The sequence below is a fragment of the Modestobacter versicolor genome, assembly GCF_041028285.1.
GTDB classification, from domain to species: Bacteria; Actinomycetota; Actinomycetes; order Mycobacteriales; family Geodermatophilaceae; genus Modestobacter; species Modestobacter versicolor_A.
Map to the genome: position 1 here is coordinate 924,316 of NZ_JABGDB010000001.1, position 24,874 is coordinate 949,189.

The 24,874-nt window shown below is 75.6% G+C and carries 24 protein-coding genes; 16 read left to right on the forward strand and 8 right to left on the reverse strand.

The window, feature by feature from the left end; genetic code table 11:
- Window positions 1-2: 2 nt before the first annotated feature.
- A complete protein-coding gene (gene trpD / locus HL054_RS04670; RefSeq protein ID WP_369137611.1) occupies window positions 3-1,061 on the forward strand; it encodes an anthranilate phosphoribosyltransferase in 1,059 nt (352 codons plus the stop codon).
- A gap of 59 nt (window positions 1,062-1,120) precedes the next feature.
- On the opposite strand, the gene HL054_RS04675 is transcribed toward trpD, so the two are convergent.
- Both HL054_RS04675 and HL054_RS04680 read right to left on the reverse strand, forming a co-directional pair.
- Window positions 1,121-1,402, reverse strand: a complete 282-nt coding sequence (locus HL054_RS04675; protein ID WP_369137612.1) for an Lrp/AsnC family transcriptional regulator — start codon at window positions 1,400-1,402, stop codon at window positions 1,121-1,123.
- Window positions 1,399-3,348, reverse strand: coding sequence for a DEDD exonuclease domain-containing protein (locus HL054_RS04680; protein WP_369137613.1), 1,950 nt, complete (start codon window positions 3,346-3,348; stop codon window positions 1,399-1,401). Before HL054_RS04680 ends, HL054_RS04675 begins: the two co-directional genes overlap by 4 nt.
- A 175-nt stretch (window positions 3,349-3,523) precedes the next feature.
- On the opposite strand from HL054_RS04680, the gene HL054_RS04685 reads away from it, so the two are divergent.
- The 4 genes from HL054_RS04685 to HL054_RS04700 all read left to right on the forward strand — a co-directional run bounded on the left by HL054_RS04685 (window position 3,524) and on the right by HL054_RS04700 (window position 7,774).
- A complete protein-coding gene (locus HL054_RS04685; RefSeq protein WP_369137614.1) occupies window positions 3,524-3,922 on the forward strand; it encodes a hypothetical protein in 399 nt (132 codons plus the stop codon).
- A 471-nt stretch (window positions 3,923-4,393) separates the two neighbouring features.
- Window positions 4,394-5,269, forward strand: a complete 876-nt coding sequence (locus HL054_RS04690) for a C40 family peptidase (protein ID WP_369137615.1) — start codon at window positions 4,394-4,396, stop codon at window positions 5,267-5,269.
- 94 nt (window positions 5,270-5,363) lie between these two features.
- Window positions 5,364-6,653 (forward strand): M48 family metallopeptidase, encoded by a 1,290-nt coding sequence (locus HL054_RS04695; protein WP_369137617.1) that lies wholly within the window; start codon window positions 5,364-5,366, stop codon window positions 6,651-6,653.
- Window positions 6,653-7,774, forward strand: a complete 1,122-nt coding sequence (locus tag HL054_RS04700) for a glycosyltransferase family 4 protein (RefSeq protein WP_369137619.1) — start codon at window positions 6,653-6,655, stop codon at window positions 7,772-7,774. Before HL054_RS04695 ends, HL054_RS04700 begins: the two co-directional genes overlap by 1 nt.
- A gap of 62 nt (window positions 7,775-7,836) precedes the next feature.
- Here HL054_RS04700 and HL054_RS04705 read toward each other — a convergent pair whose 3' ends face one another.
- Window positions 7,837-9,630 carry an AMP-dependent synthetase/ligase gene (locus tag HL054_RS04705; RefSeq protein ID WP_369137620.1) on the reverse strand — a complete coding sequence of 598 codons (1,794 nt, stop codon included), beginning with the start codon at window positions 9,628-9,630 and terminating at the stop codon, window positions 7,837-7,839.
- 179 nt (window positions 9,631-9,809) lie between these two features.
- On the opposite strand from HL054_RS04705, the gene HL054_RS04710 reads away from it, so the two are divergent.
- From HL054_RS04710 to HL054_RS04725, 4 genes are read left to right on the forward strand one after another with little or no spacing between them, the layout of a single operon-like run.
- On the forward strand, window positions 9,810-10,241 hold the full coding sequence (locus HL054_RS04710; protein WP_369137621.1) for an SRPBCC family protein: 432 nt from the start codon (window positions 9,810-9,812) through the stop codon (window positions 10,239-10,241).
- An 8-nt stretch (window positions 10,242-10,249) separates the two neighbouring features.
- Window positions 10,250-11,398 carry an ArsA family ATPase gene (locus HL054_RS04715; protein ID WP_369137622.1) on the forward strand — a complete coding sequence of 383 codons (1,149 nt, stop codon included), beginning with the start codon at window positions 10,250-10,252 and terminating at the stop codon, window positions 11,396-11,398.
- Window positions 11,395-11,805 carry a hypothetical protein gene (locus HL054_RS04720; RefSeq protein ID WP_369137623.1) on the forward strand — a complete coding sequence of 137 codons (411 nt, stop codon included), beginning with the start codon at window positions 11,395-11,397 and terminating at the stop codon, window positions 11,803-11,805. Before HL054_RS04715 ends, HL054_RS04720 begins: the two co-directional genes overlap by 4 nt.
- Window positions 11,802-12,803: an ROK family glucokinase gene (locus tag HL054_RS04725; RefSeq protein ID WP_369137625.1), complete on the forward strand. Its 1,002-nt coding sequence runs from the start codon at window positions 11,802-11,804 to the stop codon at window positions 12,801-12,803. The genes HL054_RS04720 and HL054_RS04725 overlap by 4 nt, the downstream gene beginning before the upstream one ends.
- 1 nt (window position 12,804) lies before the next feature.
- Here HL054_RS04725 and HL054_RS04730 read toward each other — a convergent pair whose 3' ends face one another.
- The 3 genes from HL054_RS04730 to HL054_RS04740 are packed head-to-tail and all read right to left on the reverse strand — an operon-like array spanning window position 12,805 to window position 15,523.
- The gene (locus tag HL054_RS04730; protein ID WP_369137626.1) at window positions 12,805-14,043 is read right to left on the reverse strand and encodes an ornithine cyclodeaminase; all 1,239 of its coding nucleotides are present in this window, start codon (window positions 14,041-14,043) and stop codon (window positions 12,805-12,807) included.
- Between the two features lie 17 nt (window positions 14,044-14,060).
- Complete coding sequence (locus HL054_RS04735; protein WP_369137627.1) at window positions 14,061-14,747, reverse strand: hypothetical protein; 687 nt, start codon at window positions 14,745-14,747, stop codon at window positions 14,061-14,063.
- Window positions 14,744-15,523, reverse strand: a complete 780-nt coding sequence (locus HL054_RS04740; RefSeq protein ID WP_369137629.1) for an alpha/beta hydrolase — start codon at window positions 15,521-15,523, stop codon at window positions 14,744-14,746. Before HL054_RS04740 ends, HL054_RS04735 begins: the two co-directional genes overlap by 4 nt.
- A gap of 114 nt (window positions 15,524-15,637) precedes the next feature.
- Between HL054_RS04740 and HL054_RS04745 the strand changes: the two genes are divergently transcribed.
- On the forward strand, window positions 15,638-16,420 hold the full coding sequence (locus tag HL054_RS04745; RefSeq protein WP_369137630.1) for a lysophospholipid acyltransferase family protein: 783 nt from the start codon (window positions 15,638-15,640) through the stop codon (window positions 16,418-16,420).
- Between the two features lie 102 nt (window positions 16,421-16,522).
- On the opposite strand, the gene HL054_RS04750 is transcribed toward HL054_RS04745, so the two are convergent.
- On the reverse strand, window positions 16,523-18,079 hold the full coding sequence (locus HL054_RS04750) for an HNH endonuclease signature motif containing protein (protein ID WP_369137631.1): 1,557 nt from the start codon (window positions 18,077-18,079) through the stop codon (window positions 16,523-16,525).
- Between the two features lie 449 nt (window positions 18,080-18,528).
- On the opposite strand from HL054_RS04750, the gene HL054_RS04755 reads away from it, so the two are divergent.
- Complete coding sequence (locus HL054_RS04755; RefSeq protein WP_369137633.1) at window positions 18,529-19,818, forward strand: cation:proton antiporter; 1,290 nt, start codon at window positions 18,529-18,531, stop codon at window positions 19,816-19,818.
- A gap of 3 nt (window positions 19,819-19,821) precedes the next feature.
- Here the strand turns inward: HL054_RS04755 and HL054_RS04760 are convergent, their stop codons facing one another.
- Window positions 19,822-20,328 (reverse strand): DUF6584 family protein, encoded by a 507-nt coding sequence (locus HL054_RS04760; protein ID WP_369137634.1) that lies wholly within the window; start codon window positions 20,326-20,328, stop codon window positions 19,822-19,824.
- A 60-nt stretch (window positions 20,329-20,388) separates the two neighbouring features.
- On the opposite strand from HL054_RS04760, the gene HL054_RS04765 reads away from it, so the two are divergent.
- The 5 genes from HL054_RS04765 to HL054_RS04785 all read left to right on the forward strand — a co-directional run bounded on the left by HL054_RS04765 (window position 20,389) and on the right by HL054_RS04785 (window position 24,813).
- On the forward strand, window positions 20,389-20,799 hold the full coding sequence (locus HL054_RS04765) for a RidA family protein (RefSeq protein WP_369137635.1): 411 nt from the start codon (window positions 20,389-20,391) through the stop codon (window positions 20,797-20,799).
- Window positions 20,796-21,290 (forward strand): polyadenylate-specific 3'-exoribonuclease AS, encoded by a 495-nt coding sequence (locus tag HL054_RS04770; protein ID WP_369137636.1) that lies wholly within the window; start codon window positions 20,796-20,798, stop codon window positions 21,288-21,290. Before HL054_RS04765 ends, HL054_RS04770 begins: the two co-directional genes overlap by 4 nt.
- 86 nt (window positions 21,291-21,376) lie before the next feature.
- Window positions 21,377-22,399 carry a 6-phosphofructokinase gene (locus HL054_RS04775; protein WP_369137637.1) on the forward strand — a complete coding sequence of 341 codons (1,023 nt, stop codon included), beginning with the start codon at window positions 21,377-21,379 and terminating at the stop codon, window positions 22,397-22,399.
- Window positions 22,400-22,425: 26 nt separating this feature from the next.
- The gene (locus HL054_RS04780; protein WP_369137638.1) at window positions 22,426-23,763 is read left to right on the forward strand and encodes a class II 3-deoxy-7-phosphoheptulonate synthase; all 1,338 of its coding nucleotides are present in this window, start codon (window positions 22,426-22,428) and stop codon (window positions 23,761-23,763) included.
- 3 nt (window positions 23,764-23,766) lie between these two features.
- The gene (locus HL054_RS04785) at window positions 23,767-24,813 is read left to right on the forward strand and encodes a threonine aldolase family protein (RefSeq protein ID WP_369137639.1); all 1,047 of its coding nucleotides are present in this window, start codon (window positions 23,767-23,769) and stop codon (window positions 24,811-24,813) included.
- Window positions 24,814-24,874 lie beyond the last annotated feature (61 nt).

Consider the following 24,874-nt stretch of genomic DNA (forward strand, 5'->3'; position numbering starts at 1 on the left):
GCGTGACGGCGACCAGCCCGACCTGGCCGGGGCTGTTCAACCGGCTGCTCCGCGGCGAGGACCTCGCCACCCCCGACACCCGCTGGGCGATGCGGCAGGTGATGACCGGGGAGGCGACCCCGGCGCAGGTGGCCGCCTTCCTGGTGGCGCTGCGGGCCAAGGGCGAGTCGCCGGCCGAGGTCGCCGGCCTCGCCGAGACGATGGTCGAGCTGGCCACCCCGGTCACCCTGCCGGTCGACTGCGTGGACATCGTCGGCACCGGCGGCGACGGCGCCCAGACGGTCAACATCTCCACGATGGCGGCGATCGTCACCGCAGCGGCCGGTGCGCCGGTGGCCAAGCACGGCAACCGGGCGGCCTCCTCGAAGTCCGGCACCGCCGACGTGCTCGAGGCCCTCGGTGTGGTCATCGACCTGCCCGCAGCCGCGGTCGCCCGGTGCGTCGCGGAGGCGGGCATCGGCTTCTTCTTCGCCCCGGTCTTCCACCCCGGCTTCCGCCACGCCGCCGTGCCGCGCCGCGAGCTGGGCATCGGCACGGTCTTCAACTTCCTGGGCCCGCTGACCAACCCGGCCCGGCCGGTGGCGGCCGCGATCGGGTGTGCCGACACCCGGATGGCGCCGGTGCTGGCGGAGGTGCTGGCGGCGCGGGGCACCCGGGCGCTGGTCTTCCGCGGCGACGACGGGCTCGACGAGCTGACCACCACGACCACGTCGGCGGTATGGGTGGTCCGGGACGGCGAGGTGGTGGCCGAGCGGCTGGACCCGACGGCGCTCGGGCTGCCGGTGGCCGAGCCGGGGGCGCTGCGGGGTGGCGGCCCGGAGGTCAACGCCGACGTGGTGCGCCGGCTGGTGGCCGGTGACCGGGGGCCGGTGCGCGACGCGGTGCTGCTGAACGCCGCCGGTGCGCTGGCGGCCTTCGACGAGCGCGGCGCGCGGCTGCACGACGCGCTGGCCGCCGGCCTGGAGCGGGCGGCGGCCGCGGTCGACGACGGCCGGGCCGCGGCCAAGCTCGACGAGTGGGTCCGGGCCAGCCGCAGAGCCAAGGCGGATCCCGGAGCTTGACGGCCCCGCTGCAGGGTCCCGCCCCGAGCTTGCGAGGGGTGGGGGGCAGCGGGGTCCTTCTACTGCTCGAAGCCGATCGAGAAGGCGGCCTCCAGGTCGTGCCGCGAGTACGCCTGGAAGGCGATGTGGGTGGCGGTGTCAACCACGCCGGGCACCTTGTTGATCCGGCCGGCGATCACCTGCGCGATCTCCTCGAACTCGTGCACCCGGACCAGCGCGACCAGGTCGACGTCGCCGGCCACCGAGTACACCTCGCTGACCCCGGGCAGGGCGGCGACGGCCTCGGCGACCTCACCGATCGAGTCGGTGGCGGCATCGATCATCACGATGGCGGTGATCACGCCGGCGATGCTAGCCCGGTGACCGGCCGGCCGCGCCGTCCCGCCACCCGGGCCGAGCCGTGCCGGCCGGGCCTGCGCTCCGGCTGCCCGGGCGCCACCCGGTCGGGCTGGGCGCGCGTGCTCAGCGGCCGGGCGTCGCCGAAGGGGTCCCGCTCGGCGCGGCCGGCGTCGACCCGGGCGAGGAAGGCGCTGTAGTGCCCGGTGCCGGGGGTGCGGCTGGCCAGCACGCCGGTGACGTCGACCAGCCGGGTGCCGGGCTTCTCCATCCAGCGCAGCACCAGCTCCGTCTCGTCGACCGAGGCGGCGAGCTCGTCGGCCGGCCCGTCGGGCGTCTCGGCGGTGGCCCGCAGGTCGGCGAGGTACGCGCGCACCGACCGGCCGCGCTCGGCGACCCCGGCAGCGACCAGCCGGCCGCGGCGGACCACCGACAGCTGCCAGCCCCCCGACCCGTCCGGCCGGGCGAGCACCAGCTCGGGCACGGTGGCCAGCAGCTCCAGCCGCTGCCGCCGGCGCACCGCCCGGACCAGCACCGCCACCCGGTCGCGCAGCACCGCGGCGTCCTCGTACCGGCCGTCGGCGCCGAGCCGCTCGACCCGGGCGAGCAGCGGGGCGACCAGGTCCCCGGGGTCGGCGGCGACGGCCGCGGCGAAGACCGCGGCCACCGAGGCGTACTCCTCGCGGCTCTGCGCCCCGGTGCACGGGGCCCCGCACCGGCCCATGCCGGCCAGGGCGCACGCGGTGCCCAGCACGGTCAGGGACAGCCGTGAGGTGCACTGCCGCAGCGGTAGTGCCTCGTGGACGGCCGCGACCGCGGCGTCGGCGGCCCGCCGGTCGGGGAAGGGGCCCAGGAAGACGCCGGCGCCGGGCCGCACCCGCCGGACGACGGACAGCCGCGGGAAGACCTCCTCGGTGAGCCGGACCCACAGCGCCCGCTCGGGGAAGCGGGAGCGGCGGTTGTACCGGGGCTTGTGCTCAGCGATCAGCCGCAGCTCGCGGACCGCGGCCTCCAGGTCGTGCGCGCAGGGCAGCGCCTCGATCCGCTCGGCGAGGGCGACCATCTCGGTCATCCGGCTGCGCTGCTCCCCGGCGGTGAAGTAGCTGCGCACCCGGCTGCGCAGGTCGTTGGAGGTGCCGACGTAGAGCGGCTCGTCGCGCGGCCCGCGGAAGACGTACACGCCCGGACCGGAGGGGACGTGCTCGGCCAGGTGCCGCTTGCGCCGTCGCTGCGGGTCGACCTGCCGGGTGAGCCCGGTCAGCTCCTCCAGCGAGGTGACGCCCAGCGGCCCCAGCCGCTCGAAGAGGCCGTGCAGCACGTCCACGGTGGCGCGGGCGTCGTCGAGCGCGCGGTGGCAGGGCTGGGTGGAGGTGGAGAAGAACGGGGCCAGCGTGCCCAGCTTGCAGTTGGGCACCTCGTCGCGGGTGAGCAGCCGGCGCGCCAGGACCGCGGTGTCGACGGAGGCGAAGGCCGGCCACATCAGGCCGCTCGCGTCGCACGCCGCCCGCAGGAAGCCGAGGTCGAACGGGGCGTTGTGGGCCACCAGCACGGTGCCCCGGGCGAACTCGAGGAACGCCGGCAGCACCGCGTCGATCCGCGGGGCCGCGGCGACCATCATCGAGGTGATCCCGGTCAGCACGCTGATGTACGGCGGGATGGCCATGCCGGGGTCGACCAGCGTCTGGAACTCCCCGAGCACCTGGCCGCCGCGCACCTTCACCGCGCCGATCTCGGTGATCGCGCAGTCCTTCGGCGAGCCCCCGGTGGTCTCCAGGTCGACCACGACGAACGTGACGTCGGCCAGCGGCGTGCCGAGGTCGTCGATGGTGGCCTGGTGGTAGCGCGGCTGCCCGGCCTCGCCCGGCCGCGGCAGCGCCACCTGCCGCCAGCCGGGCGGTGAGCCGGCTCCGGCGGCCGGTGGGGACGGCGGGAGCGCGGGGTGGGACGGCACGCAGCGGACGCTAGGTCGGGGGTCCGACAGTCCCCGGGAGGCCACGCCGGGCGGTGCCGAGGGGGCGGGTGGCCGGCAGGCGCCACCGGGACCGGTGTCCGTGGGGGCGGGCGGAACTGTCGGTGGGTGCTCCTAGCGTCCGCGGTGTTGGACGACAGAGAAGAGGAGAGGCGCCGTGCTCATCGACTGCGACACCTGCACCGTCCGCGGGCAGGGGTGCGACGACTGCGTCGTGACCGTGCTGCTCGGCGCCCCGCCGGGCTGGCGCGGCAGCGACCCGACCGTCGTGCCGCTCACCCGCCGTCCGTCGGTGGGAGGTGCACCGGGACACCGTCGCCGGGCCGCGGAGGACGACGCAGTGCGTCACGGTGCGCACGCGGAGGGTGACGCGCCCGGGCAGGCGGCCGAGGGGCGTGACGTCCGTCGCGTTGACACCTCGGCCGAGGACGCCTGGTCGCTCGTCGACCTCGACGAGGTCGAGCGTCGGGCCGTGCAGGCGTTGGCAGACTTCGGCCTGGTTCCGCCGCTTCGTCATCAGGATGCGTCCATGCCGGGCGGCCGCCACGTGAGCTGACAAATCGCATGGTTGTGATTTGTCAGGGTTGACCCGTACTCGGACGTTTGACAGGGCTTCATCTCGATCCGGTCACGGACTTAGGTTCGTCGTGTCCGAACGAGACGTCGTCACCACGCAGCGTGACCTCGATCGGGCACCGCCACCCTCCGGGCCGCACGGCCCGGGTGCGCGGGGAGACCGCCGGCAGCGCCGGGGGAGCGACCCCGCGCCGGTCGGGTGGGCGGTCCGACCCGTCGAACGGAGTCCCGCCGAACCGTGGTGCGTCCTCAGTCCTGCTCCCGCCGGGTCCCGCGCCCGGATGCGTCTGCCGCCCGTCCGGCCGCTCCCCGCCGCACGATCGGCCGACTCGGCACCGGGCTCCTCCTGGGCGCCGCCGCGAGCCTGACCCTCACGCTCCTCCCCGGCAGCGCGGCTGCTGCGCCGGGCGACACCACCCAGGCCGGCACCGCGGACGAGGCGACCCGCCTGGTGGCCGCGTCCACCCACGACCTCGAGGTCGTCACCGAGCAGCTGAACGACGCGCAGGAGACCCTCGCCCAGCAGCAGGCCGCCGCCGACGCGGCCGGCGCCGCAGTCGCCGCCGCGCAGGCCCAGCTCGCCGCCCTGGACACCCAGATGCGGCAGATCGCCCGCAGCGCGTTCACCGGCGAGAACCTGTCCCGGTTCAACGCGCTGATGTCCAGCGGCTCGGCCGAGGAGTTCATCGCCCAGGTCAGCACCCTCGACGCCATCGCCGGGCACGCCGACGACGTGCTGACCGAGGTCACCGCCGCCGCGGCTGCCGCCGAGCAGGCCAAGGCCGACGCCGATGCGGCGGCCGCCGCCGCGCAGCAGACGCTGGAGGACGTGGGCGCCCGGCAGAGCGCGCTCACCGCCGACATCGCCGACTACCAGGCCCAGTTCCAGGCGCTCAGCGTCGTCCAGCAGGAGGAGGTCGTGGCCGAGCACGCCGGGCCGGTGCTGGAGGCCCCGGCCACCGTCACCGCCCCCAGCGACGCCGCCCAGGTCGTCCTGGACACCGCGCTGGCCCAGCAGGGCGACCCCTACGTCTGGGGCGCCGGCGGCCCGAACGCCTTCGACTGCTCCGGCCTCACCCAGTACGCCTACGCCGCGGCCGGCATCCGGCTGCCGCACTCCAGCCTCGCCCAGTCCCGGATGGGCACCGCGGTGTCCCGCGGCGACCTGCAGCCCGGCGACCTGGTCTTCTTCTACAGCCCGGTGAGCCACGTGGGCATCTACATCGGCAGCGGCCAGATGGTGCACGCCTCCACCTTCGGCAGCCCGGTGCTGGTCACCAGCGTGGACATGGCCGGCTACGTCAGCGCCCGCCGGCTCCTCGGCTGACCAGCGGGGCGCCGCGTGCGGGGCGGTCCGGCCGGTCCCCAGCCTGGCTCCCTAAGCTCGCCGCCGTGCCCCCGCCCCTGTCGTCCCGGTGCCGGTGAGCAACGCTCAGGCACCGGCCCGCTCCGCGAGCAGGCGCCCGGCCCTGCTGGTCGCCGCCGTCCTCGGTCTCGCGCTGGCCGTCGTCATCGTCGTCGTCACCCCGTGGGACCTGCTGCCCGCGCCGGCCGGCGGCCGGACCCCGGTCGACCCGGCGCAGGCCTTCACCGCCGAGCAGATCGCCCGCGCCGAGGACTTCACCGGCCAGCTCCGCCCGGCGTCGCTGACCTCGCTGCTGCTCGGCCTGGTCGTCTCCGCGGTCTTCGGGCTCACCCGTGCCGGGGCCGCCACCGCCCGCGCTGTGGCGCGCCCGCTCGGTGGCGGCTGGGCCTGGCAGGTGCTGCTCGGTGGGCTGGCTGTCCTGGTGGCCGGCCGGCTGGTCACCCTGCCGCTGTCCGCCTACGGGGAGATGGTGCGCCACCGGTTCGGGCTGTCGACCCGGGGCTGGGGGCTCTGGGCCCGCGACGTGGCCACCTCCACCGGCATCGACGCCGGCCTGACGGTGCTGGGCATGCTCGCGCTGGTCGCCCTGGCCCGGCGCGCACCGCGCACCTGGTGGGCCTGGGCCGGCGGGGCGGCGGCCGCGCTGGTGGTGGTCGGCTCCTTCCTCTACCCGCTGGCGATCGAGCCGGCGTTCAACCGGTTCGAGTCGATGCCCGCCGGTGAGCTGCGCACCGACCTGTTCGCCCTCGCCGAGCGCAGCGGCACCCCGGTGCAGGACGTGCTGGTGGCCGACGCCTCCCGGCGGACCACGGCGCTGAACGCCTACGTCTCCGGGTTCGGCTCCACCCGGCGGATCGTCGTCTACGACACGGTGCTCGACCAGCTCTCCGCCGAGGAGGTCGAGTCGATCGTCGCCCACGAGCTGGGGCACGTGGCGACCGACGACGTGCTGACCGGGACGCTGATCGGTGCCCTCGGTGCCGGCGCCGGCGTCGCGCTGCTCGGCTGGCTGCTGGGGTCCACGCCGCTGCTGCGGCGGAGCGGGGCGTCCGGTCCCGGCGACGGTCAGGTGATCGGGCTGCTGCTGTTCCTGCTGGCGGTGGGCACGCTGCTGTCCACCCCGGTGCAGAACCTGGTCTCCCGGCACGTCGAGGCGCGCGCCGACCTGCACGCGCTGGACCTCACCCGCGACCCGGCGTCCTTCATCGCCGTCCAGCGGCAGCTGGGGGAGGCCAACCTCTCCGACCCCGACCCGCCGGCGGTCTGGCAGTGGGCCTTCGGGTCGCACCCCACCGCTGCCCAGCGGGTGGCCTTCGCCGAGGACTGGACCCGGGTGCGCGGCTGATGGAGCGCACCCTCGTCGTCACCAACGACTTCCCGCCGCGGCAGGGCGGCATCCAGACCTTCGTCGCGGCGCTGCTGGCCACCCGCCCGCCGGGGTCGGTGGTGGTGTTCGCCTCCGACCACCCCGGCTCCACCGCGCACGACGCCGGGCTGCCGTACCCGGTGGAGCGGGCCGGCACCGGCCTGCTGCTGCCGACCCCCGGCGCGGCCCGGACCGCCGCCCGGCTGGCCCGGGAGCACGACTGCCGCACGGTGTTCTTCGGCGCCGCCGCGCCGCTCGGGCTGCTCGCCCCCGCACTGCGCCGGGCCGGGGTGGAGCGGCTGGTCGGTGCCACGCACGGGCACGAGACCGGCTGGGTGGCCCTGCCCGGCGCCCGGCAGCTGCTGCAGCGCATCGCCGGGGGACTGGACGCGCTGACCTACATCAGCCGGTACACCCACAGCCGGCTGGCGCCGGCGCTGCGCGACCGCACCGAGCTGGTGCAGCTGTCACCGGGCGTGGACGTCGACCGGTTCACCCCGGACGTCGACGGCTCCGCGGTCCGCGAGCGGCACGGCCTCGGCGACGCCCCGGTGGTCGTCTGCGTCTCCCGGCTGGTGCCGCGCAAGGGGCAGGACACGCTGGTCCGCGGCTGGTCGCAGGTGCTGGCCCGGCACCCGCGGGCCCGGTTGCTGCTGGTCGGCGGCGGACCGCTGGAGGCCTCGCTGCGGGCGGCGGTGCGGTCGGCGGGCCTGGCGGGGTCCGTCGTCCTGACCGGGGCGGTGCCGGCCGACGAGCTGCCGGCGCACTACGCCGCCGGCGACGTCTTCGCGATGCCGTGCCGCACCCGCCGCGGCGGGCTGGACGTCGAGGGTCTGGGGATGGTGTTCCTCGAGGCCGCGGCGTGCGGGCTGCCGGTGGTCGCCGGCACCTCGGGCGGGGCGCCGGAGACGGTGCAGGAGGGCGTCACCGGCCACGTGGTCGGCCCGCGGTCACCCGACGCCGTCGCCGCGGTGCTCGCCGACCTGCTCGACGACCCGGTCCGGTCGCGCGCGATGGGCGCGGCCGGCCGGGCCTGGGTCGAGCAGCGGTGGTCCTGGACGACGATCGCGCGGACCTTCGCCGGTCTTCTCAGCTCCTGACGGCCCCGCTGCAGGGTCCCGCCCTGAGCTCGCGAAGGGCGGGGGGCAGCGGGGTCCTTCTCCTAGCGGGCGTACAGGGCCTCGACCTCGTCGCCGAACTCCTTCATGACGACGGCGCGCTTGAGCTTCAGGCTGGGTGTGAGCGTGCCGTTGTCCTCGGTGAAGTCGACGGCCAGCACCCGGAACTTCTTGATCGCCTCGGCGTGCGAGACGGCCTTGTTGGCCTCGGCCACCGCGGCGTCGATCTCGGCGAGCAGCTCCGGGTCCTCGCGCAGCTGGGCCGCGGTCGTCCCGGCGTCCTTGCCCTTGCTCCGCAGCCAGGCGGGCAGCGCCTCGACGTCCAGGGTGACCAGCGCGGCGATGAACGGCCGCTGGTCGCCCACGACGATGCACTGGCTGACCAGCCGGTGCGCGCGGAGACGGTCCTCCAGCACCGCGGGGGCGACGTTCTTGCCCCCGGCGGTCACCAGGATCTCCTTCTTCCGGCCGGTGATCGCCAGGAAGCCCTCGTCGTCGAGCTCACCGATGTCGCCGGTGTGGAACCAGCCCTCGGCGTCGATGGCCTCGCGGGTCGCCTGCTCGTTGTGCCAGTAGCCGCGCATCACGATCCCGCCGCGCAGCAGCACCTCGCCGTCGTCGGCGATGGCGACGTCCACCCCGGGCAGCGGCCGGCCGACGGTGCCGATCCGCAGCGCGGCGTCGTGGTTCACCGCGGCGGCGGCGGTGGTCTCGGTCAGGCCGTAGCCCTCGAAGACGGTGACGCCGAGGCCGCGGAAGAAGTGGCCGAGCCGGTCGCCGAGCGGGGCGCCGCCGGAGATCGCGGCGCGGCAGCGGCCGCCCAGGGCGGCGCGCAGCTTGCTGTAGACCAGCCGGTCGAACAGCGCGTGCTGGGCGCGCAGCAGCAGCCCGGGGCCGCCGGTGTCCTGCGCCCGCGACCAGTCGATGGCCACCTGGGCGGCCCGGTCGAAGATCTTCCCCTTCCCGCCCTCGTCGGCGGTGGCCTTGGCGCCGTTGTAGACCTTCTCGAACACCCGCGGCACGGCCAGGACGAACGTCGGCTGGAAGCGGCCGAGGTCGCCGACCAGGTCCTTGACGTCGGGGGTGTGCCCGATGACGGTGCGGGTGTTGATCGCGCCGACCTCCAGCACCCGGGCGAGGACGTGGGCCAGCGGGATGAACAGCAGCAGCGAGCCCTTCTCGTCCAGGTAGTCGCTGAGCAGGCCCATCCCGTTGCGGACCTCGAACAGGAAGTTGGCGTGGGTGAGCTCGCAGCCCTTCGGCCGCCCCGTCGTCCCGCTCGTGTAGATCAGCGTGGCCAGGCTCGAGGAGGTGAGCGTGGCCCGGCGGGCGGCCAGCTCGCTGTCGGGCACGTCGGCGCCGGCGGCGGTCAGGGTGTCCAGCCCGCCGTCGTCGATCACCCAGACCGGGCCGAGGTCGGGGGCCTCGTCGCGCACCGAGTCGACGGCGGCGGCGTGCTCGGCGTTCTCCACGACCAGGGCGCGGGCGCCGGAGTCGGCCAGGATCCAGGCGATCTGGTCGGCGCTGGAGGTCTCGTAGACCGGCACCACGACGGCGCCGGCGGTCCAGATCGCGAAGTCCAGGACGGTCCACTCGTAGCGGGTCCGGGCCAGCAGCCCGACCCGGTCGCCGGGCTGGACGCCGCCGGCGACCAGGCCCTTGGCGACGCCGGCGACCTGGGCCGCGAACGCCGCGTGGGTGACGTCCTCCCAGACGCCGTTGCGCTGGATCCGCAGACCCACGTCGTCCGGGTGCTCGGTCGCGTTGCGGGTGACCATGTCCGTCAGGGCGTCGTCGGGGCCCACGGTGGCGGTGGGGGGGACGCTCAGTTCGCGCACGCCGGTCCTCTCGGTCGCGCCCGGTCGAAGGCGCCGTCGCCCCCGGGCCCCGGACGTGGGGTCGGTCCGGTCAATCTATCCCGCACGGCCACCGGGCAGTGGCCCAGCGTCCCCCCGCCCGGGGGAGCGCCCGGTGCGACCGGCCAGGTGGGAGCGGGGCAGCGACTACCCTCCGGCGCATGGCGGACCAGTCCACCCAGTCGATCGTCGTCGATGCTCCCGCGGCCGAGGTGATGGCCGTCGTCGCCGACTTCCCGGCCTACCCCACCTGGGTGTCGGCGGCCAAGCAGGTGGAGGTGCTGGAGACCGGCGCGGACGGCCGGGCGACGCGGGTGCACTTCGTGCTCGACGCCGGCGCCGTCAAGGACGACTACGTGCTGGCCTACACCTGGGACGGCGACCGCCGCGTCGACTGGACGCTGGTGCAGGGCCAGATGCAGAAGCGGCAGGACGGCTCGTACGTGCTGGCCGAGTCCGGCGGCACCACGACGGTCACCTACACGATCTCGATCGACCTCTCGATCCCCATGCTCGGGCTCATCAAGCGCAAGGCGGAGAAGGTCATCCTCGACACCGCGCTCAAGGAGCTCAAGAAGCGCGTCGAGGCCTGAGGCGCGGCGTGCAGACCCTCCTCCTCACCGGCCCGGGCGGCGCCGGCACCTCCACCGTCGCAGCCGCCACCGCGCGGCGGCTGACCGCCGACGGGGCCCGCTGCGTGCTGCTCACCACCCGCGCGCCCGACCTGCCCGGCCTGGCCGACGCGGTGCGGGTCGACGTCGTCTCCGCCCAGCCGGCGCTCGAGCAGCTGTGGGCCCGGCACGCCGACGCGCTCGCCGCCGCCGCCCCGGTGGTCACCGTGCCGCCGGCGGCGTCGGTGGTCCCGGTGCCCGGGGTCCTGGAGCTCGCCGTCGTGGCCGCCCTCGCCGGGCACGCCCGCGCCGGGGACGTCGACGCGGTCGTGCTGGACGCCGGCCCGCTGCCGGCCGCCACCGCGCTGCTCGCGCTGCCCGGCGCCCTGCGCTGGTGGCTGGCGCGCGCGGCGCCTCCGCAGCTGCGGGTGCTGGCCACGCTCCGCGCGGCGGCCAGCTCGGACCGGCCCGGGATCGCCGCGGGGCTGCTCGCCAGCGCCGGCGGGCTGGAGCAGCTGCTGGACGACGCCCCGCTGGCCGACGCGGCGCGGACCGCGGTGCACCTGGTGGTGCGCCCGGAGCGCGACGCCGCCGCCCGGGTCGAGGAGACGGCGACCGCCCTCGGGGTGCTCGGCCAGCACGTCGCCTCGGTGACGGTGTCCCGGGTGCTGCCCGGCGGGCCGGGGGAGTGGTGGGCCGCGCGCACCGCCGTCCAGGCCGAGGCGCTGCGCCGGGTCGGCGAGGTCGCCGGCGTGGTCCGGCAGGTCGCCGAGTCCGCCGCCGCCCCCGCCTCGGTCGAGGACCTGGACGCCCTGGACGCCGCGGTCCCGGACGCCGCCGCCCCGCCGGCCGGCGGCACCGCCTCCCGCCCGGTGGACGGCGGGTGGGTGCTCGACGTCCGCCTGCCGTTCGCGCGGACCGGCGGGGTCGAGCTGACCCGCTGGGCCGACGACCTGGTGGTCACCGCCGCCGGGGTGCGCCGCTCGCTGCCGCTGGACGCGCTGCTCCGCCGCTGCACGGTCGCCGGCGGTCAGCTGACGTCGCCCGGCACCGCCGCGGCGACGCTGGAGGTCCGGTTCGTGCCCGACCCCGAGCAGTGGCCCGCCGGGCTGCTGGAGGCGCAGGGGAGCCGGTCGTGACCAGCCCCGGACCCGACTGGGTCGATCAGGCGCGGCGGTTCGCCGCCGGGCTGGCCACCGAGCACCCCGGTCTCACCGACGCACTGGGCGGGCTGCTCGGTGCGGCCCGCACCGAGCAGCGCCCGGAGCAGGCCCCCGAGCACGGTGCCGAGTGCCGCTCGTGCCCGCTGTGCGCCGGGCTCGCCGCGCTGCGCGGCCGTCGTCCCGACCTGCTGGAGGCGCTGGCCGACGTGCTCTCCGGGGCCGCCACCGCGCTGCGCACCAGCGCGGCGACCAGCACCCGCACCGCCCCGGACGGCGACGACGCCGGCTCCGGCACCCCCGCACCCGAGCCGAGCACCCCTCCGGAGGAGACCGTGCCGCAGCCGGCCCCCGCCCCCGCCGTCCAGCGGATCGACGTCGCGTGACCGCCGCCCCGGCCCCGGCGGACGTCACACGACTGCCCGCGATCGGCATCGACATCGGCGGCACGAAGGTCGCCGGCGGCGTCGTCGCCCCCGACGGCACCATCCTGGACACCGCCCGCCGCGCGACCCCGGGCAAGTCCGTCAGCGCCACCGAGGACGCGATCGCCGCGGTCGTCGACGAGCTGGCCGACCGGCACGGCGGCCCGCTGGTCGGCGTCGGGGTCGGCGCCGCCGGCTGGTTCGACCGGACCGGTGACACCGTGCTGTTCAGCCCGCACCTGGCCTGGCGCAACCAGCCGCTGCGCAAGGAGCTCGCCGACCGGCTGCAGCGCCCGCTGTGGGTGGGCAACGACGCCGACGCGGCGGCCTGGGCGGAGTACCGCTACGGCGCGGCCCGGGGCAGCGACCTGGTCGTGATGATCACGCTGGGCACCGGGATCGGCGGCGGCATCGTCATCGACGGCCGGCTGCAGCGCGGCGCGCACGGCGTGGCCGGCGAGTGGGGGCACATGCGCGTGGTGCCCGACGGTCGGCTGTGCGCCTGCGGCAACCGCGGCTGCTGGGAGCAGTACGCCAGCGGCAACGCCCTCGGCACCACCGCCCGGGAGGTCGCCGTGAGCTCGCCGGCGGCCGCCGCCGACCTGCTGGACCGGGTGGGTGGCGACCCCGACCGGATCACCGGTGAGGTGGTGGCCCAGGCCGCCGCCGACGGCGACCCGCTGGCCATCGAGCTGCTCTGCGAGGTCGGCACCTGGCTGGGTCAGGGCATCGCGGACATGGCGGCGATCCTGGACCCCGACGTCGTGGTCATCGGCGGCGGCGTGAGCGTCCTCGGCGAGACGATCCTGGCGCCGGCCCGGGACCGGTTGGAGCGCGCGCTGCCCGGCCGCGGCTTCCGCCCCGGCCCGCGGGTGGTCGGCGCCGAGCTGAGCTCGCAGGCCGGCCTGGTCGGTGCCGCCGACCTGGTGCGCCGCGCGGTCGCCGAGGGGGAGGCCTGACTCACTCGGGGGCGAGCTCGCGGGCCAGCTGCTCGAGGAACAGGCCGATGTCGGTGACGATGCCCATCGCCTGGGCGCTGCCGCGGTCGGCGAGCTTGGTGACCGTCGCCGGGTTGATGTCCACGCAGACCAGCGGGATCGACGCCGGCAGCAGGTTCCCGGTGGCGATGGAGTGCAGCATCGTGGCGACCATGATCGCGAAGCCGACGTCGTGCAGCTCGGCGCGCATCGCCCGCTGACCGTCGATGACGTCGGTGATCACGTCGGGCAGCGGTCCGTCGTCCCGCACCGAGCCGACGAGCACGAACGGCTTCTCCGCCTGCACCATCGCGTGCATCACGCCGCCGGTGAGGACGCCGGAGTCGACGGCGGCGGCGATCGACCCGGCCGCCCGGATGGTGTTGATCGCCCGGATGTGGTGCTCGTGGCCGTGCGGCACGCCGGAGCCCTTGGCCAGGTCGACGCCGAGGGAGGTGCCGAACAGCGAGGACTCGATGTCGTGGGTGGCCAGCGCGTTGCCGGCGAAGAGCACGTCGACGTAGCCGGCCCGGACCAGCCGCACCATCGCCGGGGCCGCCCCGGTGTGCACCACCGCCGGCCCGCCGACCCACAGCACGCGCTGCCCGGCCGCCTTCACCTCCCGCATCCGCTCGGCGATCTGGCGCACCAGCAGCGCCTGCGGCTTCTCGCTGGACACCGTCGAGGACATGAAGCCGAAGTCGTCCTCCTCGCCGCGTGGTGCCTGCGGGGGCAGCTCGACCCGCACGCCGTGGGCGCCGCAGACCACGGCGTCCCCGGCCCGCACGTCGCTCACCGGCACGGTGCGGACGACGCCGTCGTCGCCGACGACCAGCCCGCAGTCCATCTCCGGGCGCTCCACCCGCAGCCACTCCCGGTCCAGCCGGACCAGCGTCTCCAGGTTGGTGGTCGAGTAGAAGTCGTCGGGGAAGACGCCGTCGGCCGGGGCGGGGCGGGTGGCCGCGGTGCCCGGGTCGACCGGGTTGGCGCCGTGCACCTGGACCCGCATGAGGATGCGCTCGAGCAGCTCGGGGTCGGCGGCGCTCACCTCGACCAGCGCCTTCGACTCGTCCCCGTGCTGGCGGCCGAGCTCGAGGCTGTCGATCCGGTAGTCGCCGCCGTACTCGAGGACGTCGTCCAGCACCCGGGCGAGGATGCCGGTGTCCATCAGGTGGCCGGTCAGGGTGACGACGGCGGAGTGCGCGCGGGTGGGGGGGGTCACGCCGCGGACGCTATCGGTCAGACGACCGCGCCGTCGTCACCGTCGTCGATCGAACGCTCCCGCATCCGGGACACCAGCACGGCGACGGCGCCGGCCACCGCGGCGACGCCCAGCACCAGCCCCACGTCGCCGGTCAGCCCGACGGTGCTGGGCCGGAAGACCAGCAGCACCCCGACGACCAGCAGCAGCAGCGCGTAGAGCGTGGCGGGGGCGAGCACCGGCAGCGGCGGGGGCGGCGGTGGCTCGTAGTGCTCCTCGGGGGCGTCCAGCACCGACGGCTCGGCCGGGGGCGGCGGCGGGTCGTCGCGGGGCTCCTCGGTGACGGCGGTGCGGCCGTGCTCGGCCTCGAAGGCGGCGACGATCCGGGCGAACTCGGCGTCCGCGTCGACGTCGGCCCGGTCGGCCCGGGCGGCCGGTGAGGGGACGACGGGGTGCACGTCGACGTGCTGGTCGACCAGGGCGTCGGCCTCCAGGCGGCGGGCGCGGTCGACGTAGAGCCGGTCGCTCGGCGGGCTCGGCAGCGAGACGGTGCGGGTGTAGGCGTCGACGTCGGTGGTGGGCTCGAGGTAGGCGGCGATGCCGGCGGCCTGCAGCAGGTCGAGCAGGTGCTCGCCGACCCGCGGGTCGACGTCCCGGACAGGGGACCAGAGGGCGGCGTCCAAGCCGTTGTCGCGGCGGCCGCGCCCGCGGCGGGGGAGGGTCACGGCGTCCCCGCTGCCGCCGCCGGGACGCGCTCGCGGATCCACTCGACGGAGCGCGCGAAGATCATCGGGGCGTCGTTGTCCAGGGTGGCCACGTGGAAGCTGTCGTGCAGCAGGACCTCGGTGGTGTCGCTGCTGCCGACCTCGGCGAGCAGCAGCCGGGTGGAGGCGGCCTCGACCACGTGGTCGGTGACGCTGCGGAACACCAGCAGCGGCGCCCGGACCAGGCCCAGGTCGGCCCGGACGGCGGCCCACAGCCGGCGCAGCGCCACGGCCGCGCGGGTGGGCAGCCGGGGGTAGGCCAGCTCGGTCGGGCCGGACTTCTTGATGTCGCTGCCGACCGGGGGCCAGGCGGGGGTGAGCCGCGCGATCAACGGCAGCAGCTTGGCGTCGCGGCGCTCGGTGAGCAGCGAGGGGTTGACCAGCACCAGGGCGGCGACGTCGTCGGGACGGCGCTCGGCCAGCCGCAGGGCGAGGGTGCCGCCCATGGACAGCCCGGCGACGACGACGGCGGTGCAGCGGCCGGCCAGGTCGTCGAGCGCGGTGGAGAGCGCGGCGTACCAGTCGTCCTCGGTGCTGCGGTTGGCGTCCTGCCAGCGGGTGCCGTGGCCGGGGAGGAGGGGGCAGCGGACGGTGAAGCCGGCCGCGGCGAGGTGCTCGCCCCAGTCGCGCAGGCCCTGCGGCGTGCCGGTGAAACCGTGGCAGAGCAGGACGCCGACCGGGCCGCCGGGCAGGTCGAAGGGCTCGGCGCCGGGCATCACCGGTGCGGCCTGCGACATCGGTCCTCCGGGGTGCGGGTGTGGGGGCCATGGGGCGGGACGGACGGCGCCCGCGGTCCCGATTGTCGGGGTGTGGTGCGCGTCCCTAGTCTGACAGTCGCTGAGGGAGGCGCGTTGTTCTACTGGTTCCTCAAGTTCGTGGCCGTCGGGCCGATCGCCAAGCTCGTGTTCCGACCTCGGGCCGAGGGTGTCGAGCACGTGCCGACGACGGGTGCGGCGATCATCGCCAGCAACCACCTGTCCGCGGCCGACTGGGTCTTCATGCCGCTGTCGCTGCGGCGCCGGGTGACGTTCCTGGCGAAGGCGGAGTACTTCACCGGGTCCGGGCCCAAGGGCTTCGCGCAGCGGGTGTTCTTCGGCGGCAGCGGGCAGGTGCCGATCGACCGCACCAACGCCTCCGCGGCCGAGGACGCGATCCGCACCGGCATCCGGATCCTCAGCGAGGGCAAGCTGCTGGGCATCTACCCGGAGGGCACCCGGTCCCCGGACGGGCGGCTGTTCCGCGGCAAGACCGGCATCGCCCGGATGACGCTGGAGACCGGTGCGCCCGTCGTCCCGGTCGCGATGCTCTACGAGCCCCGCAAGGTGCCGCTGCCGGGGAAGCTCGGCCGGCGGCTGAGCAAGAACATGGTGCGGGTCGTGGTGCGCTTCGGGAAGCCGCTGGACTTCTCCCGGTACGCCGGCCTCTCCGGTGACCGCTTCGTCGAGCGGTCGATCACCGACGAGGTCATGTACGAGATCATGGACCTGTCGGGTCAGGAGTACGTCGACCTGTACGGCGCCAAGGTGAAGAAGTCGATGGACACCACGGGCGTCACCGCCACCGAGGCCGTCAGCACGCTGCAGCCGCCGCCGCACGAGGCGGCCGACCGGCTGCCGAGCTCGCTCGCCGGCTGACGCGGTCACCGGTTGACCCGGTGACCTGGTCACCGGCTGACCCCGTCACCGGCTGACCCCTACGCGGCCGGCCGACCCGTGCCCGGCTGAGCCGGTCAGTCGTCAGAACGGCGGTGGGTCGGGTGCCGCCGGTGGGGGCAGGTCGTCGTCGGCGCCGAACCGGGGTGGGTGGGTGACCAGCACCTGACCCGTCGGCGTCCGCCACTCGAGCGAGCCGTCGTCGAGGCCGCGCAACCGCCAGCCCGGTGCCTGGTGGACCAGCCGGTGGTGGTGCCGGCAGAGGCTGCACAGGTTGTCGTGCGCCGTCGGCCCGGCCGGCCATGACGTGCGGTGGTGGAGGTCGCATCCGGAGGGTCGCCGGCGGCACCCCGGGAACCGGCACCGGCGGTCGCGCAGGCCGACGAAGCGGCGCAGTGCGGCGGTGGGGGCGTAGCCGGTCGTCGGTGGTGGCGGTCCCAGCGGCCGCCCCGCCCGCAGGCCCGCCGCGTCGGTGAGGGCCAGCAGCTGACCGGTCAGCTCGTCGACCACGGCGACGTCCGGTCGGCGGGCTGAGGCCGTGCCGGCCGACGAGCGGTCGCCCCAGAGGTGGGCCAGGCGCGGTCGCGCGTCCACTGCGTCGTCGGGGACCGCGTCGTCGGGAACTGCGTCGTCGGGGTGCAGCACTCCCAGCGTCTCCGCCAGGCGGCGGACCATCCCCGCGGGCACCAGGTCGCCGTTGACCTCCCCGGGCTCGTCGTCGGTCCCGTCGAGGGTGCCCGGCGTCGCCACCACGGTGAGCTGCGCCTGCACCGGCGCCAGCCCGTGCTCGCCCGGCCGCAGCACGAGGTCGACCAGGCAGTCGGCCATCCGCTGGGCGCGGGTCCGTTCGTCGCCCGGGACAGCGGCGGCGTCGGCGTACTGGCGCAGCGCGTCCTCCACCGCGCGGAGCACCGGCATCGGGAGCCCGGACGCGCACAGCGAGCCCATGCCGTCGCCCGTGGGGTAGATGCCCACCCGCCGCTCGAGGACCGCCTCGCGGATGCGCCGGAGGACGGCCTCCGCGTCCAGCCGGGCGACGACCCGGTGCGCCGCGGCGCGCAGCTGGGTCGGGGTCTTGCTGCCCAGCCGGGCGAGCAGGCGGTCCTCGGCCTGGCCGCGGAGGTCGTCGTCGAGCGGGGCGACCACCTCGGACATCACCCGGGCGTGCTCCCAGCTGAGCCGGCCCGTCTCCAGGGCGCGCAGGGTGCCGGGCAGCCGCTCGACCAGGTGCAGCGACTGGACGACCAGCCGGCTGGCACCGGACTCGCCGAGCGACAGCGCCACGGCGACCTCGTCGACGGCCCACTCGCTCACCGTGGTGAGCGCCGACGGCCGTGCGGCCCGCGTTGCTGCCGCGGCCGCGCCGATCTCGGACGCAGGCCGGTCGAGGGAGGCGGGGCGGCACCGGCAGAAGGCAGCGATCGCGCGTGCCCGGCGTGCCTCCTGCGCGCCGATGACCGCCTGGGCCGAGCGGATTTCGGACAGGTGAAGGGCCCCGGCCTCCAACTGCGCGGCGAGCCGCTGACCGGGCCCGGGGGACGGCGCGCCCGCCGCTGCCCGCCACCGCTCGTTCAGCTCGTCGAGGGCGCCCTGCAGCCACTCGTCGTCCAGGACCGCAGAGGTCGTCGCGCCATCGAACACGTGTTCGATCATACCGGCTCACCGCGCCCTGGACCAGAGCGAACGGCATCTGTGGACGAGTCCTGGGCAGGGCGAGCGACGGCCCTTGCCGGAGGACCTCGGTGTCGCGGCCGGGGCACGTGGACGACGGCCACGGGGATCGTGGGACGGAGCGCGGTCGCGCTGCGAGCGTCCACGGGGCTCGACCGGCCGCTGCTGGTGTGGCCGACCCAGCGGGACTCCGCTGTGGCAGTCGACCGCCGTGCCACCCGGCGATTGCGGCCCGCAGGGCCGGGCCATCGACGCGCCGTCCAGCCGTGGTCGCTGGGGGAGTGGTCGGTATGCGCGACCGGTGCGTCGCACACGACACCCAGGGAAGAGGTGTCCGGGACGCGACCAGTGGGCAGAGAGCACCGTGCCCCGCCACCTGATCGCACACCACCGGCCGTACCGGTCAGCGAGCTGACCCGGTGGACGCCGTCGGACTGACCTACTTCCTGGCCGGGTGGGCCGCCCTGCTGGCTGCCCTCCTGCCGCGGCTGCTGCGCCGTGCGCCGGTGTCCGAGCCGATGATCGTGGTGGCCATCGGCATCGTCGTGTTCTCCCTCGCCCAGGGCCTGCCGACCCCCGATCCCATGGCGCACGAGACGGTGACGCTGCACCTCACCGAGGTCTGCGTCATCGTCTCCTTGCTCGGCGCGGGGCTGGCCCTCGACCGACCGGTCGGCTGGCGGCGCTGGGCCTCCACGTGGCGACTGCTGGCCATCACCATGCCGGTGAGCATCGTGGTCACCGCCCTGCTCGGCGGCTGGCTGATCGGGCTCGGGGCGGCCGCCGCCGTCCTGCTCGCCGCCGTCCTGTCCCCGACCGACCCGGTGCTGGCCTCCGAGGTGCAGGTCGGGGAGCCCAGCGACGACACCGAGAGCGAGGACGAGGCGCGCTTCGCGCTGACCTCGGAGGCCGGGCTGAACGACGGGCTGGCCTTCCCCTTCACCTACGCCGCGATCGCGATGGCCACCCTGGGCGCGGCGCCGTCGCGCTGGCTGGGCGGCTGGCTGGCCGTCGACGTGCTGTGGAAGATCGCGGCGGGGGTGGCCATCGGCATCGCGGTCGGTTGGATGCTGCGGCTGCTGTTCTTCTCCGGCCGGTCCCGCAAGGCCGGACTGGCCGACCGCGCCGGTGGCTTCGTGGCGCTGGCCTCGGTGTTCCTGGCCTACGGCGCCGCCGAGCTGGCCAACGGCTACGGCTTCATCGCGGTGTTCGTCTGCGCCTGCACGATCCGGGCCGGCGAGCGGTCGCACGGCCAGCACCAGGTACTGCACACCTACGTCGAGCAGCTGGAGCGGCTGCTCACCGTGCTCGTGCTGGTGCTGCTCGGTGGAGCCGTCGCCCGCGGGGCGCTGGCCGACGTCACCTGGGCCGAGGGGCTGCTGGTCGGCCTCGTGCTGCTGGTCGTCCGGCCGGTGACCGGCTGGCTCGGCCTCGCCGGTGGGGCGACGGGCCCCCGGGAACGGGCGGTCATCTCCTTCTTCGGGGTCCGCGGCATCGGGTCGCTCTACTACGTCGCCTACGCGACCGGCGAGGCCGAGTTCGCCGGCGCCGAGCAGATCTGGCGGGTGACGATCCTGGCCGTCCTCGCCTCGGTGGTGCTGCACGGCGTGACCGCCACCCCGGTGATGCGCTGGCTGGACCGCCGGCGCGAGGTGACCGCGGAGTCGGTGCACGGGTCCGCCGACCGAGCGCCGGTCACGCCGGTCTGACGGTCAGCCGGCCAGCGCCCGGACGACGACCCCCGCGCCGAGGACCATCAGCACCAGTGCCAGCCCGACGAGCGCGAGGCAGCCGACGGTCGCGAACACGTCGGAGGCGGACGTCGGCGCCGGGACGACGCGAGGCTCGGGTCCCGACCAGACCGCGGACCCGTCAGCGAGGGCAGCGGAGTGCACCCGCAGGTCGTGCAGCCGCTGCCGCCCGACCGGGTCGGCGGGCTCCCCGCCGGGCCAGCGCAGCGCCGTCAGCCGCCGGTCGGGGTGCGGGTAGAGGGCCTCGAACGCCGTGACCTCGGCCGGCGCGGCGGACCCGCCCAGGTACGCCCAGCGGCCGGCCTGTGCCGGGTCGCCGGTCCACCGGTAGGTCTCGGCGAGCCGGTCGCGCAGGTCGAGCCGCTCCGGGAACGCCTCGACCAGGCCGCGCAGCCGCTGCCGGGCCCGCGACGTCCGCCCCTCGGTGAGGTCGGCCGTCACCCGGGCGAGGGTGTGGTCGACGGGCACGGGCGGAGATGCTCGCAGGCCGGCGCGGCCCTGGCGAGCAGGTTGCCGCACCATGACGCGGTGTCCGACGCCATCGAGCTCGTCCGCCCCGCCGCCCTGGCCGCCGCGCCCTACGCCCACGCCGCGGTCGTCGCGCCCGGCCGCACCGTGTACACCGCCGGTGCCTGCCCGCTGGACGGCGACGGGGTCGTCGTGGCGGTCGGGGACGTCGCCGGCCAGGCCCGCCAGGTGGTGGCCAACCTGGTCACCGCGCTGGCGGCGGCCGGGGCCGGGCTGCCCGACGTGGTGCGGACGACGGTGTACGTCGCCTCCGCCGACCGGGCCGACCTGGTGGCCGCCTGGGACGTCGTCCGGGCCGCGTTCGGCGACCACGACGCCCCCAGCACCCTGCTCGGCGTCACCGTCCTGGGGTACGCCGACCAGCTGGTCGAGGTGGAGGCTGTCGCGGTGACGCCTACGGTGTCGGCGTGAGCGTGCGGCGGTACTTCTACGACACCGAGTTCATCGAGGACGGCACCACCATCGACCTGGTGTCGATCGGCGTGGTCGACGAGAGCGGCCGCGAGTTCTACGCCGTGAGCACCGAGTTCGACCCCGACCGGGCGATCCCGTGGGTCCGCCGCAACGTCCTCGACCAGCTGCCCCCGCCGGCCGACCGGGCCTGGCGCAGCCGGCAGCGGATCCGGGAGGACCTGCTGTCCTTCCTCACCGCACCGGGCGAGGAGGTCGAGCTGTGGGCCTGGTTCGCCGCCTACGACCACGTCGCGCTCGCCCAGCTGTGGGGTGCGATGCCCGCGCTGCCCCGGTCGATCCCGCGCTTCACCCGCGAGCTGCGGCAGCGCTGGGACGACGTGGGCCGGCCGGAGTTCCCCGCCAAGCCCGCCGGCACCCACGACGCGCTGGTCGACGCGCGGTACAACCTGGCCCGCTGGCACGTCATGCAGCAGGCCGCCGGCAGCTGAGCTCTGGCCGTCGGCCCCTGCCGCCCGGCCGCGGGGTGCGGCATCATCGGCCTCCCATCCCGCACCACGGGCCCTCGGAGGCGTACGTGCGCATCGGCATCCTGACCGGTGGCGGCGACTGCCCCGGGCTCAACGCGGTGATCCGCGCCGTGGTCCGGTCCGGCATCCAGCACGGCGACGAGGTGGTCGGGTTCCGGGACGGCTGGCGCGGCGCGATGGACGGCGACACGGTGCCGCTGGACCTCGCCGCCACCCGTGGCCTGCTGCCGCGCGGGGGCACGGTGCTGGGCACGTCCCGGACCAACCCGTACGCCGTGGACGGCGGCCCCGAGCGGGTGCAGGCCACCTGCGCGCGGCTGGGCCTGGACGTGCTGGTGCCGGTCGGCGGCGAGGACACCCTGGGCGTCGCCCACCGGCTGGCCAGTACCGGGCTGCGCTGCGTCGGGGTGCCCAAGACCATCGACAACGACCTGGAGGCGACCGACTACACCTTCGGGTTCGACACCGCCGTCGGGGTCGCGTCGGAGGCCATCGACCGGCTGCACACCACGGGGGACAGCCACCACCGGGCGCTGGTGGTGGAGGTGATGGGCCGGCACGCCGGCTGGATCGCGCTGCACGCCGGGATGTCCGGCGGGGCCACCGTGGTGCTGGTGCCCGAGCGGCCGTTCGACACCGACGCGGTGGTGGCGCACTGCGAGCACCGCTTCGCCTCCGGGTTCAGCCCGATCGTCGTGGTCTCCGAGGGCGCCGTCCCGGCCGACGGGCACCTGACCACCACCACCGGCCAGCGGGACGCCTTCGGGCACGAACGGCTCGGTGGGATCGGCGAGGCGCTGGCCCGCGAGATCGAGCAGCGCACCGGGCGGGAGTCCCGGGCGGTGGTGCTCGGGCACGTCCAGCGCGGCGGCACCCCGACCCCCTTCGACCGGGTGCTGGCCACCCGCTTCGGGCTGGCCGCGGTGCGCGCGGCGCACGCGGGGGCCTCGGACGTGATGGTCGCGCTGCGCGGCACCGACATCGTGCAGGTGCCGCTGGCCGAGGCGATCGCCCGGCTCAAGCTGGTGCCGCTGGAGCGGTACGAGGAGGCGGAGGTCTTCTTCGGGTGATGCGGGGCCCGCCGTACCCTGGGTGTGTGAGCCTCCCCGAGCCAGCTGACGTGGTCCCCGACCTGGACCGGTGGCGGAGCCTGCCCGCCGCCCAGCAGCCCGAGTGGCCCGACCGGGGCGCGCTGGACGCCGTGCTGTCGACGCTGAAGACCGTGCCGCCGATCGTGGCGCCCGCCGAGGTGGACACGCTGCGCCGTCAGCTGGCCGAGGTCGCGCAGGGCCGGGCGTTCCTGCTCCAGGGCGGTGACTGCGCCGAGACGTTCGACCTGAACACCGAGCCGCACCTGCAGGCGACCACCCGCACGCTGCTGCAGATGGCCGTCGTGCTGACCTACGGCGCGAGCGTGCCCGTGGTCAAGGTGGGCCGGGTGGCCGGCCAGTACGCCAAGCCGCGCAGCTCGAACATCGACGCGCTGGGTCTGCCGTCCTACCGCGGCGACATGGTGAACTCGCTCAACCCGGTGCTGGAGGAGCGCATCCCCGACCCGGGCCGGCTGGTGCGCGCCTACGCGAACTCCGCCGCCGCGATGAACATGATCCGGGCCTACGCCCGCGGCGGCCTGGCCGACCTGCACGCGGTGCACGACTGGAACAAGGACTTCGTCTCCACCTCGCCGGCCGGCGTCCGGTACGAGGTGATCGCCCGCGAGATCGACCGCGCGCTGGCGTTCATGAAGGCGTGCGGCATCGACTCCGAGGCGCTGCGCGGGGTCGAGCTCTACAGCAGCCACGAGGCGCTGATCCTGGACTACGAGCGCGCCCTGCTGCGGATGTACGAGGGCCGCCCGTACGCGCTGAGCGCGCACTTCGTCTGGGTCGGCGAGCGGACCCGGCAGATGGACGGCGCGCACGTCGAGTTCGTCTCGAAGCTGGCCAACCCGATCGGGGTGAAGATCGGCCCGACCACCACCCCGGAGCAGGCCACCGAGCTCGTCGAGCGGCTGGACCCCGAGGGCCTGCCCGGCCGGCTCACCCTGATCAGCCGGATGGGCAACGGGAAGATCCGCGACGTGCTGCCGGCCATCGTGGAGAAGGTCACCGCCAGCGGCCACCAGGTCGTCTGGCAGTGCGACCCGATGCACGGCAACACCCACGAGTCGCCCAGCGGCTACAAGACCCGGCACTTCGACCGGGTGGTCGACGAGGTGCTCGGCTTCTTCGACGTGCACCGCTCCCTGGGCACCTGGCCGGGCGGGATCCACGTCGAGCTCACCGGCGAGGACGTCACCGAGTGCCTGGGCGGTGCCCAGGAGATCAGCGACGACGACCTCAACAGCCGGTACGAGACCGCCTGCGACCCCCGGCTGAACACCGGCCAGTCGCTGGAGCTGGCGTTCCTCGTCACCGAGATGCTGCGGGGCTAGCCCGTGTACGGCATCGACACCGACGGGCCGGCGGACAACAGCGGCGCCGTCGACCTCCGCTCGGACACCCTGACCCGCCCGACCCCGGCGATGCGCCGGGCGATGGCGGAGGCCGAGGTGGGCGACGACGTCTACCGCGAGGACCCGACCGTCACCGCGCTCGAGGAGCGGGTCGCCGAGCTGTTCGGTCACGAGGCCGCGCTGTTCGTGCCCTCCGGGACGATGGGCAACCAGATCGGCCTGCGGCTGGTGTGCGAGCCCGGCCAGGAGGTCCTCGGGGACGCCGACTGCCACGTGCTCACCTACGAGATGGGCGCCGCGGCCGCGCTGTTCGGGCTCTCCAGCCGCACGGTCGTCTCCGCCGGCGGCCGGCTGTCGGCCGACCAGCTGGTCGAGCAGGTACGGCCGCACGGGGACTGGCACCTGACGGCCACCGCGGCGATCGCGGTGGAGAACACCCACAACCGCGGTGGCGGGCTGGTCCAGCCGCTGCCCGAGCTGCAGCGGCTGTTCGACTGGTCCCGCGGGGCCGGGGTCGCCGTCCACCTGGACGGCGCGCGGGTGTTCAACGCGCACGTGGCCTCCGGCGTCCCGCTGTCCACCTACGGCCGGCTGGCCGACACCGCCTCGGTCTGCCTGTCCAAGGGCCTGGGCGCGCCGATCGGCTCGGTGCTGGTCGCCAGCGCCGAGCGGATCGCCGCCGGCCGGCTGTGGCGCAAGCGCCTCGGCGGGGGCATGCGGCAGGTCGGCGTGCTCGCCGCGGCCGGGCTGCACGCCCTCGACCACCACGTCGAGCGGCTGGCCGACGACCACGAGAACGCCCGGCTGCTGGCCGAGCGGCTCGGGACCGACCCGGCGTCGGTGGAGACCAACATGGTCGTCGTCGACGACGTCCCGGCGCCGGCCGTGGCCGAGGCGGCCAAGGCGCAGGGGGTGCTGGTCGGCCAGGTGGGCCCCCGGCGGATCCGGATGGTCACCCACCTGGACGTCGACCGGGCCGGCGTGGAGCGCGCCGCCGACGTCGTCAGCAAGGTCCTCGCCGACCTCTGACCCGTCGTGGCGGTCGCGCGACGATGATCACGACTGCCAGAGTGAGGGCCTCGCCGCGACC